Raw genomic sequence first — 14,678 nt, 5'->3', positions numbered from 1 at the left:
CATGGCCGTAACACCCACAGCCGCGCTCGTCCAGACGCTCAACGGCATCCAGTTCGGGTTCATCCTGTTCATGATCGCCTCGGGACTGACCGTCATCCTGGGGATTCTGGATGTCCTGAACCTCGCCCACGGAGAACTGTTCTCGCTGGGCGCGTACACCGCCATCGGCGTGTTCGGGTTTCTTATCGGTATCGTCGGCCCGCCGGGCGGTGGCGTCGTCAGCACCGCCGTGTTCATACTCGCGGTCCTCGCCGCCGTGCTGGTGACGGCGGCCATCCTCCTCCCCGTCGGCACCCTCTTTGAAGCGGTGTTCCTGCGCCAGATCTACGACCGCGACCAGGTGTACCAGCTGGTTCTGACCTTCGCTCTCTTGCTTATCCTCCTCGACGTGAAGAAGTTCATCTGGGGGGACAGCTCGATACGGACCGACGCCGTCTACAGCGCTATCAACACAATCCCGACGAGCGAACTCGTCGGGCTGAACTACCCGACCTACAACGTGTTCGTCATCTTCGTCGGCACGGCCGTCGTTGCGGGACTGTTCTGGTTCTTCGAACGCACGAAGACCGGGCGCATCATCAGAGCAACGGCCATCGACCGCGAGATGGCGACTGCCATCGGCGTCAGCACCGACCGCGTGTTCACGCTCGTGTTCGCTCTCGGAGCCTTCCTCGCGGGGTTCGCTGGCGCGATGGCCGTCCCGCCGACGGCGGCGACGCTTGAGATGGGCACCAATCCGCTCGTGCTTTCCTTCGTCGTCATCGTCATCGGCGGCCTCGGAAGCCTCCGCGGCGCGTTCGTCGGCGCACTCCTCGTCGGTGTCATCCGGAGCTGGATGATTACGCTGTACCCGCCCGGCGAAATCGCGGCCCCGTTCGCAATCATGGCGCTCATCCTGCTGGTCAAGCCAGAGGGCCTGTTCGGAACGTGGGGTGAGACAGCGTGATGCCTGAGCGCATCGACCGCGACGGAACGCCAGCGTACCGCTTCCTCGGGGTTGAGCTGACCCGTCGGGAAGGAGCCTTTCTCGTCTTCGGGGTCGTGTTCCTGTTCCTCATCCCCGACATCGCGAGCCTCTCAGATAGCCTCCAGCTCAGCGTCATCCATCAGGGGCTGTTGTTCGGCTTCGCGGCAGTCGGACTGAATCTCCTGCTTCGCCATACGAAGCTCACATCGTTTGGCCACGCGGCCTTCTTCGGCACCGGCGCGTACGCGACTGCAGTCCTCGCACGCTATGCCGGCGTCCAGAGCGTCGGCCTGCTGTTGCTCGGGGCCATCGCGGCCGCGACGGTGATGGCTGCCATCATCGGGGTCCTGTCGCTGCGACACACGGGGTTGTACTTCGCGCTCCTGACGCTGGCCTTCGGACAGCTCCTCTACGCAATCGCGCTCGGACAGAGCGCCCTCGGCGGGAGCGACGGACTTCCGATTCGGCCGGGGCCGGCGAACCAGCCGCTTCTGTTCGGGACTGCGTTCAGCCCCGATGTGTACCAGATTCTGACGTACTACCTGACAGTGGTCGTCATCCTCGTCGGCCTGTTCGTGATGTACCGCATCACGCAGTCGCCGTTCCGCAACGCCTTAGACGCCATCGGGCAGGAGCGGACCCGGGCGCGGTTCATCGGCCTGCCGGTCAGACGGTACGTCTGGGCCGCGTTCGTCATCTCGGGCCTCTACGGCGGCGTGGCGGGCGGGCTGTACGCCGTCGTCCGCCAGTACGTCCGCCCGGAGGGGACGCTGTTTTTTCTCCGGTCGGGCGACATCCTGTTCATGGCAATTCTGGGCGGGTTCCGGACGCTGGTCGGCCCGCTCATCGGCGGTGTCGTCCTCATATTCCTGCAGGACGTGGGGCAGGACATCACCCAGTACTACGAGTTCCTGACCGGCGTGGTGCTCCTGATACTGGTGTATGGGTTCCCACGGGGCATCGTCGGGTCCCTCCGGTCCGGCGGTGTCGTCAACGCGCGGCTCAGTGAACTGCGCCGGGAACCGTCCATCCTGTCGACGTGGGGCCGGAGCGCCGCGCAGTCGATAGAACGGAAGGTGACAGCGGCACTGACCAGCCTGCGGATAATCCTCTTTGGAGTCGATTGAGATGCTCGAAGCACGCAATCTGCGGAAGTCCTTCGGTGAACTGGTCGCAACGGACGATATCACGCTCGAATTCGGCAAGGAGGAAGGCGAACTCGTCTTCATCGTCGGCCCGAACGGGGCCGGGAAGACGACGTTCATCAACCTCCTCACCGGCTTCCTCTCACCGGATGAGGGCTCCATCGTCCTCGACGGCGACGACATCACCGGGATGTCGGCGAACGGGCGCGTCGACGCCGGTATCGCTCGGAGCTTTCAGGTCGTCAAGGTGTTTGAGGAGATGACGGTCCGGGAGAACCTCCGAACAGTCGTGCTGACCGAACGGGACAAGACCTGGAGCCTGTTCTCGATGGCCGACGGTCACGAGGAGGTCGAGGCACAGGTCGAGGAACTGCTCGAGAAGTTCCGCCTAGAAGACGCGGCCGACACCGTCGCTGAAGAGCTCCCCCACGGCGACCGAAAACTGCTCGACGTGGCGATGTCGTTCGGCCTCGACCCGGATTACCTCCTGCTCGACGAGCCGACCTCCGGGGTGTCGACCCGTGAGAAGGAGTACGTCATCGAGACCATTGTCGAGGTCGGCCGGGCCGAGGGCGTCACGACGGTCACCATCGAGCACGACATGGACATCGTCACGGAGTACGCCGACCGCGTCGTCGCGCTCCATCAGGGCGCAGTCCACGGGGTCGGCCCGCCGACGATGCTCGAAACCGACGACGAACTCCGGCGGCTCCTCCTTGGGGTGGGTGAGGATGAGTAGCGACTCGCTGCTGTCCGTTCGCGGCCTCAACGCCGCCGTCGAGGGGTTCCAGGTGACCGAGGACATCGACCTCGACGTGAACGCCGGCGAGGCGGTCGGGCTCGTTGGCCGCAACGGAGCCGGTAAGACGAGTACCTTCCGCGGTATCATGGGTCTGACACCGGTCTGGAGCGGCTCAGTCAAATTTCGCGGCGAGGAGCTGACCAGCATCCGCTCGGAGCTGATTCCCAAGCGAGGCATCGGCTATCAGCCCGAAGACCGGAAGCTGTTTACCGGGATGACTGTCGACGAGAACTTCCGGCTCCCGATATGGACCAGCGGGGAGGCCCGCGCCATCGACGACGAGGACGCAGTTATCGAGAGCGTCTACGACGTGCTCACCGAACTCGATGACCGCCGGAACGCGAAGGTCCAGAACCTCAGTGGCGGCCAGGCGAAAATGGTCGCTATCGGCCGGGCGCTGGCGCTCCAGCCTGATTTGCTCATCCTCGACGAACCACTGGAGGGATTAGCTCCGGTCGTCGTCGAGAGCCTCAAGCGCTACATCCGGGCTATCAACGACCGAGGCATCGCGGTTCTCATCGCGGAGTCCAACGTCACGCACGTCCCAGAAGTCGTGGACCGCCTGTACGTCATCGAGCGCGGAGATATCATCGCCAGCGGCGACCCCGAAGAGCTAGCGGCCGACGAAGACATCCAGAAACTGATGCAGGGGAGCGGGGCGGAGTAGCGGCAAATATCAACTACCTTCACTCCGTCACGTCGTTCATCGCCGTCGTGACGCGGTCGAGTATCTTCCGCTGACTCCGCCGGAGGTTCTTTGAGATGGCCATCTTTGAGACGCCGAACTCCTCGGCGAGCGACGACAGGGTGGCGTCTCGGGGCGTGTCGAAGTAGCCGCCTTCGACGGCTTTCTCCAGCGTATCTCGTTCTACGTCCGATAGTTCCCGACAGCCATCGACCAGCCGCTTCGCTGAATCGATGTTCTGTAGCAAGTCGTAGTAATCTTCGAGGTCGACTGACTCGCGGGACCGGATCGTGTAGTCGTTGTCCCGGTCCAGTTCCGACAGGGTCCCCTCGGCGACGCGCTCGGTATCGAAGCCGACGTGCCAGATCTCCGACCCATCCCGGATGCGGAACGGCCCGGTGATGTAGCCGCTGTGGTCGCGGATGACGCTCATCGCGTTCGTCTCATCGATGCGCGAGCGGATGAGCGCCAGATCGCCCTTCCGGCGGAGCAGCTGATAAGACTCCATGTGGTCGTGTGCTTCGAGCGCGTTCAGCCCCCGGTCCAGCTCTTCCCGGTCCGCCCCGTTGACCATGATCCGGGTCTCAAGCTCTCGCTCGACAGGGTGAAAATCCCACTGTTTGGCCAGAAACGACACCTCGTAGTCCCGTGTCGTGTCGATGTACGGACAGTCGTACTGGACCATGTCCATCTCGAGCGATATCATGGGCAATCAATCATGTTGGATTGCCTTAGTGATTGCCTCTCCGCCACCTCGTTAGCCCATGTCAGCCACGCCGCAAACCCTTTTGACTGCGGCAGTTAACTTTCAGGTATGTACGTCCGGGATGCGAAAAACCGCGAGGAAGTCTGGTTGCTCGACCGTATCGAGGAGATGGGGCTGGACGAGACGGCTTTCAGATCCCGGGACTACGTTGTCGCTATCGACGAGGAGAGCCACGAGAAGGCGGGCTTTGGCCGCATCCGTATCCACAAGGGCGGCGACGAACCGGTTTGTGAACTGACCAGCATCGGTGTCCTGCCCGAATGGCGCAATCAGGGCGTCGGTGCCCACGTCATCGAGCGGCTAGTCGAGTACGCGGGCGATGAAGGGTTCGACACCGTCTACTCGCTGACGAACGCCTCGGAGTTCCTCGCGCAGTTCGGCTTCGAGCGCCTCGAGCCGGCGCAACTCCCTGACTCGCTTCGGGACCGGCTCGCGACCAAACAGGAGAACACCCAGCCGGACGCGGTACCGCTCCGGGTGGCCGTCGACCGATTCGAGGTACCCGGCCACCTCCGCACGCGGTTCAAGCAGGCTAGTGCCGGGGAATCCGAGGAGGCCGAGCCGGAGGAGGGTCCCGAAGACTTCGGCATCGACCCCGACGAAGCGACCTATAAGTACGACACGGGCGATTGATCGGCTACCCACGACGAACGGCTTATCTGACGTCGACGATTTCGATGTCGAACACGAGTGTCTTGCCGGCCAACTCGTGGTTAAAGTCCACCTCGACGACGTCGTCTCGGACAGCAGTCACGTCTCCGTGAAGCCCGTTTTCGGCCTCGACATGGATTCCGACGTCGGGCTCTTTTCCCACCATGCCCTCGAACGTGTCGGGGTCGTACTCGCGGACGCGGTCGGGCTGAAACTCACCGTAGGCCTTCTCCGGGGGGACTGTGACAGTTGCTTCCTCGCCCGCAGCCATGCCGACGAGCGCCTCGTCGATCCCCTCGATGATCTCTCCTGCACCGACAGTGAATGAAAGCGGTGCGTACTCGCTCGCGTCGACGCCCTGTGCCTCGATAAGGCCGTGCTCTCTGGCGACTTCGGGACGTGACGTATCGAAGACGTCCCCGTCCTCGAAGCGGCCGACGTATTCGATGGTGACACCGTCACCCGGTTCGATTGGCATACGTCCTCGGTAGATGACGACGATATAAACCCACCTCGGAACACCCCGCCGTGGATCGCCGCAGGAGATGTATTACAAACCGTGAAGGATTTAAGAACCCTTAAGCCTCCGCCGTCCGACAGTCCGCCCATGTTTGACCCCGACGAGCTGGCGGAGATACGGGAGTCGAAGGCTCAGTGGGAAGAAGACGACGTCCAGCCCACCGTCGACCGCTTTGGCGAACGTAAGGAGACGTTCACCACGGACACCGAGGGACACGAAGTAGACCGTCTGTACACCCCCGAAGACATCTCCGATGTCGACTACGAGGAGGACATCGGCTTCCCCGGCCAGGAGCCATACACTCGCGGCGTGTATCCGACCGGCTATCGGGGCCGACTCTGGACGATGCGCCAGTACGCTGGGATGGGGACCGCGACGGAGACCAACGAACGGTTCAACTACCTGCTCGATCAGGGCCAGACCGGGCTGTCGATGGCGTTTGACCTGCCGACGCAGATGGGCTACGACTCCGACCACGCGATGGCCGCCGGCGAGGTGGGCAAGACCGGCGTCGCTATCGACTCACTCGACGACATGGAGACCGTGTTCGACGGCATCCCGCTGGACGAGGTGTCGACGAGCATGACCATCAACGCTCCCGCATCGGTGCTTTTGGCGATGTACATCGCTGTCGGCGACAAGCAGGGCGTCGACCGCGAGGAACTTCGCGGGACCATCCAGAACGACGTCCTCAAAGAATACATCGCCCGGAACACGTTCATCTACCCGCCGGAGCCGTCGATGCGGCTCATCACCGACATCTTCGAGTTCTGCGCCGCCGAGACGCCGAAGTTCAACACCATCTCCATTTCAGGGTATCACATCCGCGAGGCCGGCTCCACGGCCGCGCAGGAGATCGCGTTCACCCTCGGCGACGGCATAGAGTACGTCGAAGCCGCCATCGACGCCGGCCTCGATGTGGACGAGTTCGCGCCCCAGCTATCGTTCTTCTTTGCCTCCTACAACAACATCTTCGAGGAGGTGGCGAAGTTCCGGGCGGCGCGTCGCCTCTGGGCGAGAATCATGGACGAGCGCTTCGACGCCCAGAACCCGAAGTCCAAACAGTTGAAGTTCCACACTCAGACCGCCGGATCAACGCTGACCGCCCAGCAGATCGAGAATAACGTCGTTCGGGTCTCCTACCAGGCGCTCGCGGCCGTCCTCGGGGGGACCCAGAGCCTCCACACCAACGGCAAAGACGAGGCTATCGGCCTGCCGACCGAGGAGTCCGTCCGAACGGCGTTGCGGACCCAGCAGATTCTCGCCCACGAGTCCGGCGCGGCGGACACCATCGACCCGCTCGCCGGGAGCTACTACGTCGAGTCGCTGACCGACGAACTCGAAGCGGAGGCCCGCGAACTCATCGAAGAGGTCGACGAGCGCGGCGGCATGCGCCGCTCCATCGAGGAGCAGTGGGTCCAGCGCCAGATTCAGGACGTGGCCTTCGAGCGCCAGCGCGAACAGGAGGAGGGCGAGCGCATCATCGTCGGCGTCAACGAGTATCAGGTCGAGGAAGAGGGCGAGCAAGACATCGAGGAGGTCGACGAGGCCGTCGAGCAGGCCCAGCAGGACAACGTCGCCACAGTTCGGGAGGAACGCGACGAGGAGGCCGTCGAGGCGAAACTCGACGCGCTCCGAGCCGCCGCCGAGGGCGACGAGAACGTCATGCCCTATATCATCGACGCGGTAAAGGCGTACGCCACGACCGGCGAGGTGTGTGACGTGTTCCGCGACGTGTTCGGCGAATACCAGCCCGGCTCGTCGATGTGAGATCGGTCGAAACGTAGATTCAGCCTGCTTTCCAGCCCTCAATGCTCCCAGAATTATAAGCTATCCCGGTGTACGGCCGTCCATGCAATTCGACCACGCCGGCATCGCGACGGATGACGCCGACCCGCTCGCAGAACTGTTCGCTGACGCCTTCGGGACACCGGTCGTCCACGAGGAGACGTTTGATGGCCTCCACGTGACGTTTCTGGAAATGGACAACGGCTACTTCGAACTGCTAGAGCCGCTGCCGGACGCCGACGGCGCGATTCCCAGATACCTCGACAGCAACGGTCCAGGCATCCACCACGTGGCGCTAGCGACAGACGACATTGCTGCCGCGCTGGAGACTGTCAGTGACTGTGGTATCGACCGAATCGACGAGGAACCGCGACCTGGCGCGTGGGGCCACGACGTGGCGTTCCTCCATCCGAAGTCGACCGGCGGCGTGCTCGTGGAACTGGTCGAGCACTGACCGCCTGCGATACTCACTTGTCGTCGAGGAGGGCCGCAAACCGTTCCTCGGCTCCCGGCGTCAGGCGCTCGGGTGGCTCCGCGAACCACGCCGCGCCGACGAGTTCCGACTCGTCCACGTCGAGGCTCCCCTTCTTGTACTCCGCTTCGAGGTAGATATCGAGCGTATGTACCGACCCCTGTGCATCGGTGTTCGGATAGTACTTGGAGTGGACGACCTCCGCGACTCCAGTGACCGTACAGCGGATCCCTGTCTGTTCGTTGACACGGCGCATGGCTGTCCCTTGCACTGACTCGTACTCATCGCCCTTGCCGCCGCCCGGGAGTGCCCACATGTCAGCGCCGCGCCCCAGCACCAGCAGCACCCGGTCGCGGGTGTCGCCGGCAGCCTGCTCGGGTATCTGCTGGCTTAGGTCCGGAAAATTGGAGCCGTCTCGGGTGACGAACACGACGCTGTTCCCGGAGTACCCAGTGCCACGTGTCGCAGTAAACACGTCGGCATATTCGTCAGGTGATAGCTCGAAGGTCTTCTCGGTGACCGGAACCTCGTCGTAGGCCGCCTCCAGACTGGAAATGCGCTCGTCGACGTTCGTCTGGTTGATCTTTTCCGTGAGGTTCGCATCCGCAGTCCCCTGCCCGTCGGCGTCGTCAGTCATACGGGGTTGTACTCCGGGGCACCGATAAGTGCCGCGGTCCAGCCGATGAAAAAGAACTTGTATTCTGCTTGTCTCTTTTCGAACATGAAAGCGATTGTCCTTGCAGGCGGGTACGCCACCCGACTCTGGCCTGTCACCAAGCACCGGCCCAAGATGCTGCTTCCTGTCGGTGAGACGACTGTCATCGACCGGATTCTCGGCGAGTTAGAGGCGGACGATCGCATTACCGACGTGTTTGTCAGCACGAACCAGCGGTTTGCCGACGACTTCCGGGACCACATCGCCGCGAGCAACTTCGAGAAGCCGTCCCTGACCGTCGAGGAAACCGCCGAGGAGGACGAGAAGTTCGGCGTCGTCGGCGCACTCGCCCAACTGGTCGACCGGGAAGGACTCGGCGATGAAGCCCTGCTGGTCATTGCCGGCGACAACCTCATTAGCTTCGACATCGCGGAGTTCGTCGATTACTTCGAGCAGTACGACGACCCCACGCTCGCCGCCTACGATGTCGGATCCCTAGAAAAGGCCAGCTCTTACGGTCTCATCGAACTCGACGGCGAGGAAGTTACGGAGTTCCAGGAGAAGCCCGACGACCCCACCAGTACCCTCGTCTCGATTGCCTGCTACGCCTTTCCGCCCGGTGCGATTCGTTTCGACGAGTACCTCGAAGACGGGAACAATCCGGACGAACCCGGCTGGTTCATCCAGTGGCTCGTCGACGACGGGCCGGTCCGTGCGTTCACCTTCGACGACGCCTGGTACGACATCGGGACGCCCGAAAGCTATCTGGAGGCCGTCGCGTGGGAACTCGACGGGGACAGCGTTGTCGCGGAGGACGCGACCATCGAGAACACTACGCTCGGAGCGAACGTCCACGTCCTCTCGGGAGCCGAGGTCGTCAACTCAAGCCTCGACAACACCATCGTGTTCCCGGACACGATGATCCTCGATTCGGATATCCGCCAGTCGATTATCGACCGAGAGACACAGGTCGAGAGTTTAGACCTCGCCGGCGCACTCATCGGTGCACACACGCAGCTGACGGACGGGAGCTAACAGCCACCGATGTTGCAGGCGCTGTGAGTTACGCCAGCCACGCGTCTTCGATTTTGAGCGTCCCCCGACTGCCGTCCCACTCCGTCTCGTACGCCAGTTCGATTCGCCGGTCCATGTGCGGGCCGTCGGTGACCAGCGTCTCGAACTCGCCGCCCTCCCCGAGGATGTGGACACCGTACTCGTCGTTGAGCGATTCCAGTTCGTCGAGCGCGTCGGCGTCGAGCGTGCGACCCAGCCAGGACTCGTCGAGGCCGTAGGCGGCCACGCGGATAATCTGTATTTCGAAGCCGGCATCCAGCATCGCGTCGGCGAGGTCGCGTGGGTTCTCTTGCCACAGCGGCGCGAACACGTTGGCTTCGAGTCGTTCGGCCATCGATTCGATGCGGGTCGTCTGGTACTCGCTCTCGACAGCCCCGGCGGTGACACCGGTGATGCCGCCGTCCAGTTCATCGTCGAGTTCGCGCAGTGCTGCTTCCAGCGGTTCGAGTTCGGCGTCGCCCTGCTCGCCCGAGTCGGACACGTCCTCGGCCTCGAAATCGGCAGGCTCGACCTCGACCAGTGGGATGCCGATACTCTCGGCAGCCAGGCGGGCTAACCGGGTCGCCGGGACGTGGTACATGTACGAGTCGCCGTCCGGGTGGACCGTCACCAGGCGTTCGAGGGGATGGCCTCGTTCCAGTGCCCGGTACAGCGCCCACGAGGAGTCTTTGCCGCCGGAGAACAGCGAAACCCACGCGCCGTCTGTCATGGCCGCCGGTAGCCGTCGGCGGCGTAAATCGCTGTCTATTCCACCAGTTCGTCTTCGATATCGGTGTGGCTGACGTAGGTCGCCACTCGGACGCCAACGAGACTGATGAGGATACCCGCGAGGATGAATAGCGCGAGACGGGTGCCAGCCTCCAGCAAGAACCCCTGAATCTGTACGATGCCGAGGTTCGTCTCCGGCACCTGAAACGGCTCGAACACGCCACCGCGTTCGAGGAAGTACGCAGAAAAACCACGAACGACGAGGCCGACTGCGACCGCACCGAACGGGAGATTCACGTACGCGCTCCGAACCCCCTCTTGCTGGATGAGTTCGTCCAGCAGGCGACCGAGCGAGGCGGCCAGCGCCGCGCCGGTCAGCCACGGGACGGACGCGAAGGCGAAACGGTTCGCAAGCAAGAACGGACTGATGTCACCGACCGCGGAGACGCCCAGCACGCCGGCGAAGACCCCGACGAGCGAGAGCCCGGCGGCGACGACGTAGGTCACGAGCGATACCTGTCCCGAATACAGCGCTTCCCGGGTCTGGCCGGGAAGCCGCGACAGGTACGCGTCGATACCCAGTCCCTTGTAGATGAGGAACACGCCGACGGCGGCCGCGATAGCGCCGACGGCGATGGTCGGGCTGGTGACGACGAGCAACAGCGGGAACGCGAGCATGATGATTCCCACGGGGACCAGCACTGTCTTTCGCAGTTCCTCGTCGGCCAGGAACTGCTTGAGCAGGTAGTACGTCGACTCGATGTCGCGGGCCTGACGGACGACGACGCGGTCGACGGCGTCGACCTGAACGCGGCTCTCGATGATTGGAACCAGCCGCTCGTCGTCGGCGCTGTCGACGACGACGACCGCGGAGTCGGGGTCGTGCTCGGCGACCAGACTCTCTATCTGGCTAGCTATCTCCCGGTCCGAGCCGACGCTGTCGCTCCCGCCACCGACGACGGCGAGGACCGGCGAGGACCCCTCGGCTTCGAGTTCATCGGTGACTGCGAGCCCTTCGAGGAGGCAGTTGACCCGGCTGTCTTCCGGGTCAACGACGCCCGTCTGGGTGATGAGTGACTCGACGGCGTCGCGGCCGACGACGGGACACGCCGCTGCAGCCGGACTGTCTCTGTCGATACACACCACCAGCGTAGTCACACTACGGCGAAGGCGGTCCCCGAATAAAAAACCTCCCGAGCTATCGCCGGAAGGAGAGGCCTTCGATATCGCCGTCGGCGACGCCGGCGATACCCGCACCGAGGGCGAAGGCGACCTGCTGTGCGCCCCCGCGGAGTTTCCCTGCAAGTCCGCGTTCAGGCTCGTACTCCTTGATCGTCACATCCTCGCCCAGCCGTTGTTCCAGACTCGCCTCGACATCGTCTCGCGTGCCGAGTCGGTCGACGAGTCCACGCTCGTCCGCTTCCTCGCCGAGGAAGATACGCGCCTCGGTGGCTTTGAGCGTCTCGGTGTCCATCTCGCGGCCCTCGGCCACGGTGTCGATGAACTGGTCGTAATAATCGTCAACGATACCCTGCAGGTACTCGCGCTCGTCCTCGGACATCTCCTTCAGCGGCACGCCGGCGTCCTTGTACTCACCGGCGGTGAACTGCTCGTAAGAGAGGCCCAACCGGTCGGCCAGTTCCTTGGCGTTGACCCGCGATCCGACGACGCCGATTGACCCGACGATAGAGCCCTCTCGCGCCCACAGCTCGTCACAGCCGGCGGCGATGTCGTAGCCGCCGCTTGCACACACGTCCGTCGCGTAAGCGATGGTCGGGCCGTCGAACTCCTCGGCGGCGATGCGGATGTCCTCGCTGGGGACGATTTCGCCTCCCGGCGTGTTGAGCTTCAGGAGCAGTGCCTTCGAGCCGCGGTCCTCGTCGGCCCGTTCGATCTGTTCGACGATGTCGTCAGCCGACGCACCGACCGGCGGGCTGGTGATGCCGCTACCGCCGTCACGGCTGATCGGCCCTTCGACAGCGACCTCCGCGACGTTGTGTACCGGGAGGAGGGAGCTGGCGATGTTGCTGCCGATACGGGCTGTGGCGACGGCGACAGCGACGACCAGCAGGACGCCGAGCAACTGGGCGAGGTTGTCAGGTGTTCTGACAAACAGCACCCATCCCAGAACCGTGCCGATAGCGACGACGATTACGACCAGTAGCCCACGAACGATGTCATCTGCGCCCGCCATTACTGATACATCCCGAGCGGTCGCGCGCTCGTACTCTCCTCTTGATTCTCCTGTAGTTGCTGTGCCAGCTGTGCCTTGGCGCGCCCGATTTCTTCAGCCTGCTCGACCAGCGCCTCGGTGTCGATTTCGAAGTCAGCTAGCGGACTGAGGCCCGTCTGGAGCAGCGCCCGCGCCGCTTCCGGGTCGGGGAACTGCTGGTCGGCTTCGACGATGAGTCCGACACTCGTCAGGCCGATTCGCTGTGACTCGTGGACCAGCGCGCCGGTCGGCCCAGTGATCGCGCCGTTCTCAGAGGGCGGAGTTACCTCCGCCTCGGCGAGCAGCCTCGCCCCGTCGCCCGTCGAGATGCCGTACACGCCCGGAACCCCGTCTTTCTCGGCCGGACGGCCGCTGAGATAGACCGGCGTCGCGTCGTTAGCCTCGAACCAGCTGACCATACAGCCGGCGAACTCCTTCGCGCCGGACGGGGAGATCGGGGCATCGCTCTGGAGGACAAGCAGGTCGCGGTCCTCGTCCGCGTACAGCCGGACCGGCGGGCGAACGTCTGGGTCGTCCGTTTCGTACACGGCGATTTCTGGCAACCCCTCACAGTGGGCCGACGCGTAGTACTCCATGTCGTAGACATCGACAAGGTGGTCAGCGGCGATCTTGCCGACGAGCCCCACGCCCGGGAGTCCCTCGATCAATGTCGGTGAGTCGAGAGAAATGTCGTCGCGGTGGACCTGTATGTGTGCCATACCTTGGGTATCGTCCGCCGACGGCTTGAAAGCCATGGGCCGGTGCCGTTCGAAACCCACAAACCGACCGCCAGCGAACGCCGGGCAATGGAACCACTCGACCGCTACCGACCCATCATCGACGACTTCGAGGCGTTCATCGACGCGTGTGAACGCCCGCTGCCGTCGGCCGTTCGGGTCAACACCATCAAAGCAACCGTCGAGCGGGTCCGGACGGCGCTCGCCGACACGGACATCGCCCACGACCCCGTCGACTGGCACGACGGCCTGTTCGTCCTGCCCGATGACTCTCCCGGCGCGAACTGGCCGTACTTCCACGGCTGGATTCACGGCCAGGAAGAGGTGTCGGCGATTCCGGCGACCGTACTGGACCCGCAGCCCGGCGACCGGGTCTGGGACGCCTGTGCCGCGCCGGGCAGCAAGACGACCCAGCTCGCCGCGCTGATGGACGACACCGGCGAGGTCGTCGCGACCGACAACAACCTCGGGCGCATCTCGGCGCTGCGGACGAACACCGAGCGGCTGGGCGCGACGACGGTCGCCGTCACCCACGAGGACGGCCGCAACCACTCGCTCAAGCCCTTCGGCGGCGAGGGGTACGACCGCGCGCTCGTCGACGTGCCCTGCTCCTGTGAGGGGACCATCCGAAAGAACCCCGACACGCTGGCGGACTGGTCGCTCTCGCACGTCGAAGGCATCTCCGGTGTTCAGAAAGGCATCCTCAAGCGGGCCGTCGAGGTGACCAAGCCGGGCGGCACCGTCGTCTACTCCACCTGCACGTTCGCTCCGGAGGAAAACGAGGCCGTGCTGGACTACGTGCTCGACGAGGTGGCCTGTGAAATCGTCGAGTACGACCTCCCACTGGACCACGCTCCGGGCATCACCGAGTGGCAGGACGAGCGCTTCGACCCCCGCGTGGCAAACGCCAAGCGCATCTATCCGCATCACAACGATACGGGCGGGTTCTTCTGTGCGAAACTGGAGGTGCGAGCGGAATGAGCGACGGGAGCACGGAGTTCACGCGACTCCCCGAGACGGACGCCGAGCGCGAGGACCCCGAGCAGGCGACCCGCGAGGAAGTGCTCGAGTTCTGGCAGGACCGCTTTGGCGTCCCGGCGGAGACCTTCGAGGGGTACTCCTTCTGGGAACGCGGCGCTGGCAAACTGTGGCTGTATCGGGGTCGCCCGCCGTCACCGGTGGACATCGAGGGGCTTGGGATGACGTTCCTGCGGACGCGCCAGGAACACTGGAAACCGACGCTGGAGGCCGTCCAGCGGTTCGGCGACCGCGCCTCGAAGAACGTCATCCACCTCGATGAGGACGCCGCCCGAGCGTTCGTGGCCGGCGAGGACCGGGAACTCGACTGGGACGGCGACTGGGGATATCTCGTCGTCACTCACGATCTCGCCGGTGAGGCTGAACCGGCCGGCGTCGGCCTGTACGTCTACGGCGAACTCAGGTCACAGGTGCCGAAAGGGCGCCGTCGAGAGGTCTGATCTGGTGGCCCACCCGTC

General features: G+C 64.0%; 17 protein-coding genes. 10 read left to right on the top strand and 7 right to left on the bottom strand.

All coding sequences use genetic code 11. The features are described 5' to 3' along the window. The first annotated feature begins 1 nt into the window (after position 1). The 4 genes from BVU17_06350 to BVU17_06335 are packed head-to-tail and all read left to right on the top strand — an operon-like array spanning position 2 to position 3,581. Positions 2–946 carry a branched-chain amino acid ABC transporter permease gene (locus BVU17_06350; GenBank protein AUG47164.1) on the top strand — a complete coding sequence of 315 codons (945 nt, stop codon included), beginning with the start codon at positions 2–4 and terminating at the stop codon, positions 944–946. Further along, positions 946–2,094 carry a branched-chain amino acid ABC transporter permease gene (locus BVU17_06345; protein ID AUG47163.1) on the top strand — a complete coding sequence of 383 codons (1,149 nt, stop codon included), beginning with the start codon at positions 946–948 and terminating at the stop codon, positions 2,092–2,094. Before BVU17_06350 ends, BVU17_06345 begins: the two co-directional genes overlap by 1 nt. A gap of 1 nt (position 2,095) precedes the next feature. Next, complete coding sequence (locus BVU17_06340) at positions 2,096–2,851, top strand: ABC transporter ATP-binding protein (GenBank protein AUG47162.1); 756 nt, start codon at positions 2,096–2,098, stop codon at positions 2,849–2,851. After that, the gene (locus BVU17_06335; protein AUG47161.1) at positions 2,844–3,581 is read left to right on the top strand and encodes an ABC transporter ATP-binding protein; all 738 of its coding nucleotides are present in this window, start codon (positions 2,844–2,846) and stop codon (positions 3,579–3,581) included. Before BVU17_06340 ends, BVU17_06335 begins: the two co-directional genes overlap by 8 nt. Positions 3,582–3,600: 19 nt before the next feature. Here BVU17_06335 and BVU17_06330 read toward each other — a convergent pair whose 3' ends face one another. Beyond that, on the bottom strand, positions 3,601–4,305 hold the full coding sequence (locus BVU17_06330) for a helix-turn-helix domain-containing protein (protein AUG47160.1): 705 nt from the start codon (positions 4,303–4,305) through the stop codon (positions 3,601–3,603). Between the two features lie 108 nt (positions 4,306–4,413). Here BVU17_06330 and BVU17_06325 point away from each other — a divergent pair, with 108 nt between their 5' ends. After that, complete coding sequence (locus BVU17_06325; GenBank protein ID AUG47159.1) at positions 4,414–4,998, top strand: GNAT family N-acetyltransferase; 585 nt, start codon at positions 4,414–4,416, stop codon at positions 4,996–4,998. A 22-nt stretch (positions 4,999–5,020) separates the two neighbouring features. On the opposite strand, the gene BVU17_06320 is transcribed toward BVU17_06325, so the two are convergent. Further along, entirely contained in the window at positions 5,021–5,494 is a 474-nt protein-coding gene (locus BVU17_06320) for a peptidylprolyl isomerase (GenBank protein ID AUG47158.1), read from the bottom strand. Between the two features lie 129 nt (positions 5,495–5,623). Between BVU17_06320 and BVU17_06315 the strand changes: the two genes are divergently transcribed. Continuing rightward, a complete protein-coding gene (locus BVU17_06315) occupies positions 5,624–7,306 on the top strand; it encodes a methylmalonyl-CoA mutase (protein ID AUG47157.1) in 1,683 nt (560 codons plus the stop codon). 82 nt (positions 7,307–7,388) lie between these two features. Beyond that, positions 7,389–7,778, top strand: a complete 390-nt coding sequence (locus BVU17_06310; GenBank protein ID AUG47156.1) for a methylmalonyl-CoA epimerase — start codon at positions 7,389–7,391, stop codon at positions 7,776–7,778. Positions 7,779–7,791: 13 nt separating this feature from the next. Here the strand turns inward: BVU17_06310 and BVU17_06305 are convergent, their stop codons facing one another. Then, a complete protein-coding gene (locus BVU17_06305) occupies positions 7,792–8,433 on the bottom strand; it encodes an NTP pyrophosphohydrolase (protein ID AUG47155.1) in 642 nt (213 codons plus the stop codon). 84 nt (positions 8,434–8,517) lie between these two features. Here BVU17_06305 and BVU17_06300 point away from each other — a divergent pair, with 84 nt between their 5' ends. Then, a complete protein-coding gene (locus BVU17_06300; GenBank protein AUG47154.1) occupies positions 8,518–9,486 on the top strand; it encodes a glucose-1-phosphate thymidylyltransferase in 969 nt (322 codons plus the stop codon). Positions 9,487–9,514: 28 nt separating this feature from the next. Here the strand turns inward: BVU17_06300 and BVU17_06295 are convergent, their stop codons facing one another. From BVU17_06295 to BVU17_06280, 4 genes are read right to left on the bottom strand one after another with little or no spacing between them, the layout of a single operon-like run. After that, positions 9,515–10,234: an ATP-binding protein gene (locus BVU17_06295; GenBank protein ID AUG47153.1), complete on the bottom strand. Its 720-nt coding sequence runs from the start codon at positions 10,232–10,234 to the stop codon at positions 9,515–9,517. A 35-nt stretch (positions 10,235–10,269) separates the two neighbouring features. Further along, positions 10,270–11,391, bottom strand: coding sequence for a hypothetical protein (locus BVU17_06290; protein AUG47152.1), 1,122 nt, complete (start codon positions 11,389–11,391; stop codon positions 10,270–10,272). Positions 11,392–11,431: 40 nt separating this feature from the next. Beyond that, positions 11,432–12,427: a signal peptide peptidase SppA gene (locus BVU17_06285; GenBank protein AUG47151.1), complete on the bottom strand. Its 996-nt coding sequence runs from the start codon at positions 12,425–12,427 to the stop codon at positions 11,432–11,434. Beyond that, positions 12,427–13,164, bottom strand: a complete 738-nt coding sequence (locus BVU17_06280; GenBank protein ID AUG47150.1) for a 3-isopropylmalate dehydratase — start codon at positions 13,162–13,164, stop codon at positions 12,427–12,429. Before BVU17_06280 ends, BVU17_06285 begins: the two co-directional genes overlap by 1 nt. A gap of 87 nt (positions 13,165–13,251) precedes the next feature. On the opposite strand from BVU17_06280, the gene BVU17_06275 reads away from it, so the two are divergent. Next, positions 13,252–14,163: an SAM-dependent methyltransferase gene (locus tag BVU17_06275; protein ID AUG48848.1), complete on the top strand. Its 912-nt coding sequence runs from the start codon at positions 13,252–13,254 to the stop codon at positions 14,161–14,163. Further along, the gene (locus BVU17_06270) at positions 14,160–14,660 is read left to right on the top strand and encodes a hypothetical protein (protein ID AUG47149.1); all 501 of its coding nucleotides are present in this window, start codon (positions 14,160–14,162) and stop codon (positions 14,658–14,660) included. Before BVU17_06275 ends, BVU17_06270 begins: the two co-directional genes overlap by 4 nt. The last annotated feature ends 18 nt before the right edge of the window (positions 14,661–14,678 follow it).

It is taken from the genome of Haloarcula taiwanensis, assembly GCA_002844335.1.
Lineage (GTDB): Archaea > Halobacteriota > Halobacteria > Halobacteriales > Haloarculaceae > Haloarcula > Haloarcula taiwanensis.
Note: the sequence above shows the minus strand (reverse complement) of the source record. Positions and strands in the feature narration are given on the sequence as shown.

Coding starts and splice junctions, on each gene's coding strand:
- BVU17_06350 (AUG47164.1), top strand. CDS start 2: ATGGCCGTAACACCCACAGCCGCGCTCGTCCAGACGCTCAACGGCATC.
- BVU17_06345 (AUG47163.1), top strand. CDS start 946: ATGCCTGAGCGCATCGACCGCGACGGAACGCCAGCGTACCGCTTCCTC.
- BVU17_06340 (AUG47162.1), top strand. CDS start 2,096: ATGCTCGAAGCACGCAATCTGCGGAAGTCCTTCGGTGAACTGGTCGCA.
- BVU17_06335 (AUG47161.1), top strand. CDS start 2,844: ATGAGTAGCGACTCGCTGCTGTCCGTTCGCGGCCTCAACGCCGCCGTC.
- BVU17_06330 (AUG47160.1), bottom strand. CDS start 4,305: ATGATATCGCTCGAGATGGACATGGTCCAGTACGACTGTCCGTACATC.
- BVU17_06325 (AUG47159.1), top strand. CDS start 4,414: ATGTACGTCCGGGATGCGAAAAACCGCGAGGAAGTCTGGTTGCTCGAC.
- BVU17_06320 (AUG47158.1), bottom strand. CDS start 5,494: ATGCCAATCGAACCGGGTGACGGTGTCACCATCGAATACGTCGGCCGC.
- BVU17_06315 (AUG47157.1), top strand. CDS start 5,624: ATGTTTGACCCCGACGAGCTGGCGGAGATACGGGAGTCGAAGGCTCAG.
- BVU17_06310 (AUG47156.1), top strand. CDS start 7,389: ATGCAATTCGACCACGCCGGCATCGCGACGGATGACGCCGACCCGCTC.
- BVU17_06305 (AUG47155.1), bottom strand. CDS start 8,433: ATGACTGACGACGCCGACGGGCAGGGGACTGCGGATGCGAACCTCACG.
- BVU17_06300 (AUG47154.1), top strand. CDS start 8,518: ATGAAAGCGATTGTCCTTGCAGGCGGGTACGCCACCCGACTCTGGCCT.
- BVU17_06295 (AUG47153.1), bottom strand. CDS start 10,234: ATGACAGACGGCGCGTGGGTTTCGCTGTTCTCCGGCGGCAAAGACTCC.
- BVU17_06285 (AUG47151.1), bottom strand. CDS start 12,427: ATGGCGGGCGCAGATGACATCGTTCGTGGGCTACTGGTCGTAATCGTC.
- BVU17_06280 (AUG47150.1), bottom strand. CDS start 13,164: ATGGCACACATACAGGTCCACCGCGACGACATTTCTCTCGACTCACCG.
- BVU17_06275 (AUG48848.1), top strand. CDS start 13,252: ATGGAACCACTCGACCGCTACCGACCCATCATCGACGACTTCGAGGCG.
- BVU17_06270 (AUG47149.1), top strand. CDS start 14,160: ATGAGCGACGGGAGCACGGAGTTCACGCGACTCCCCGAGACGGACGCC.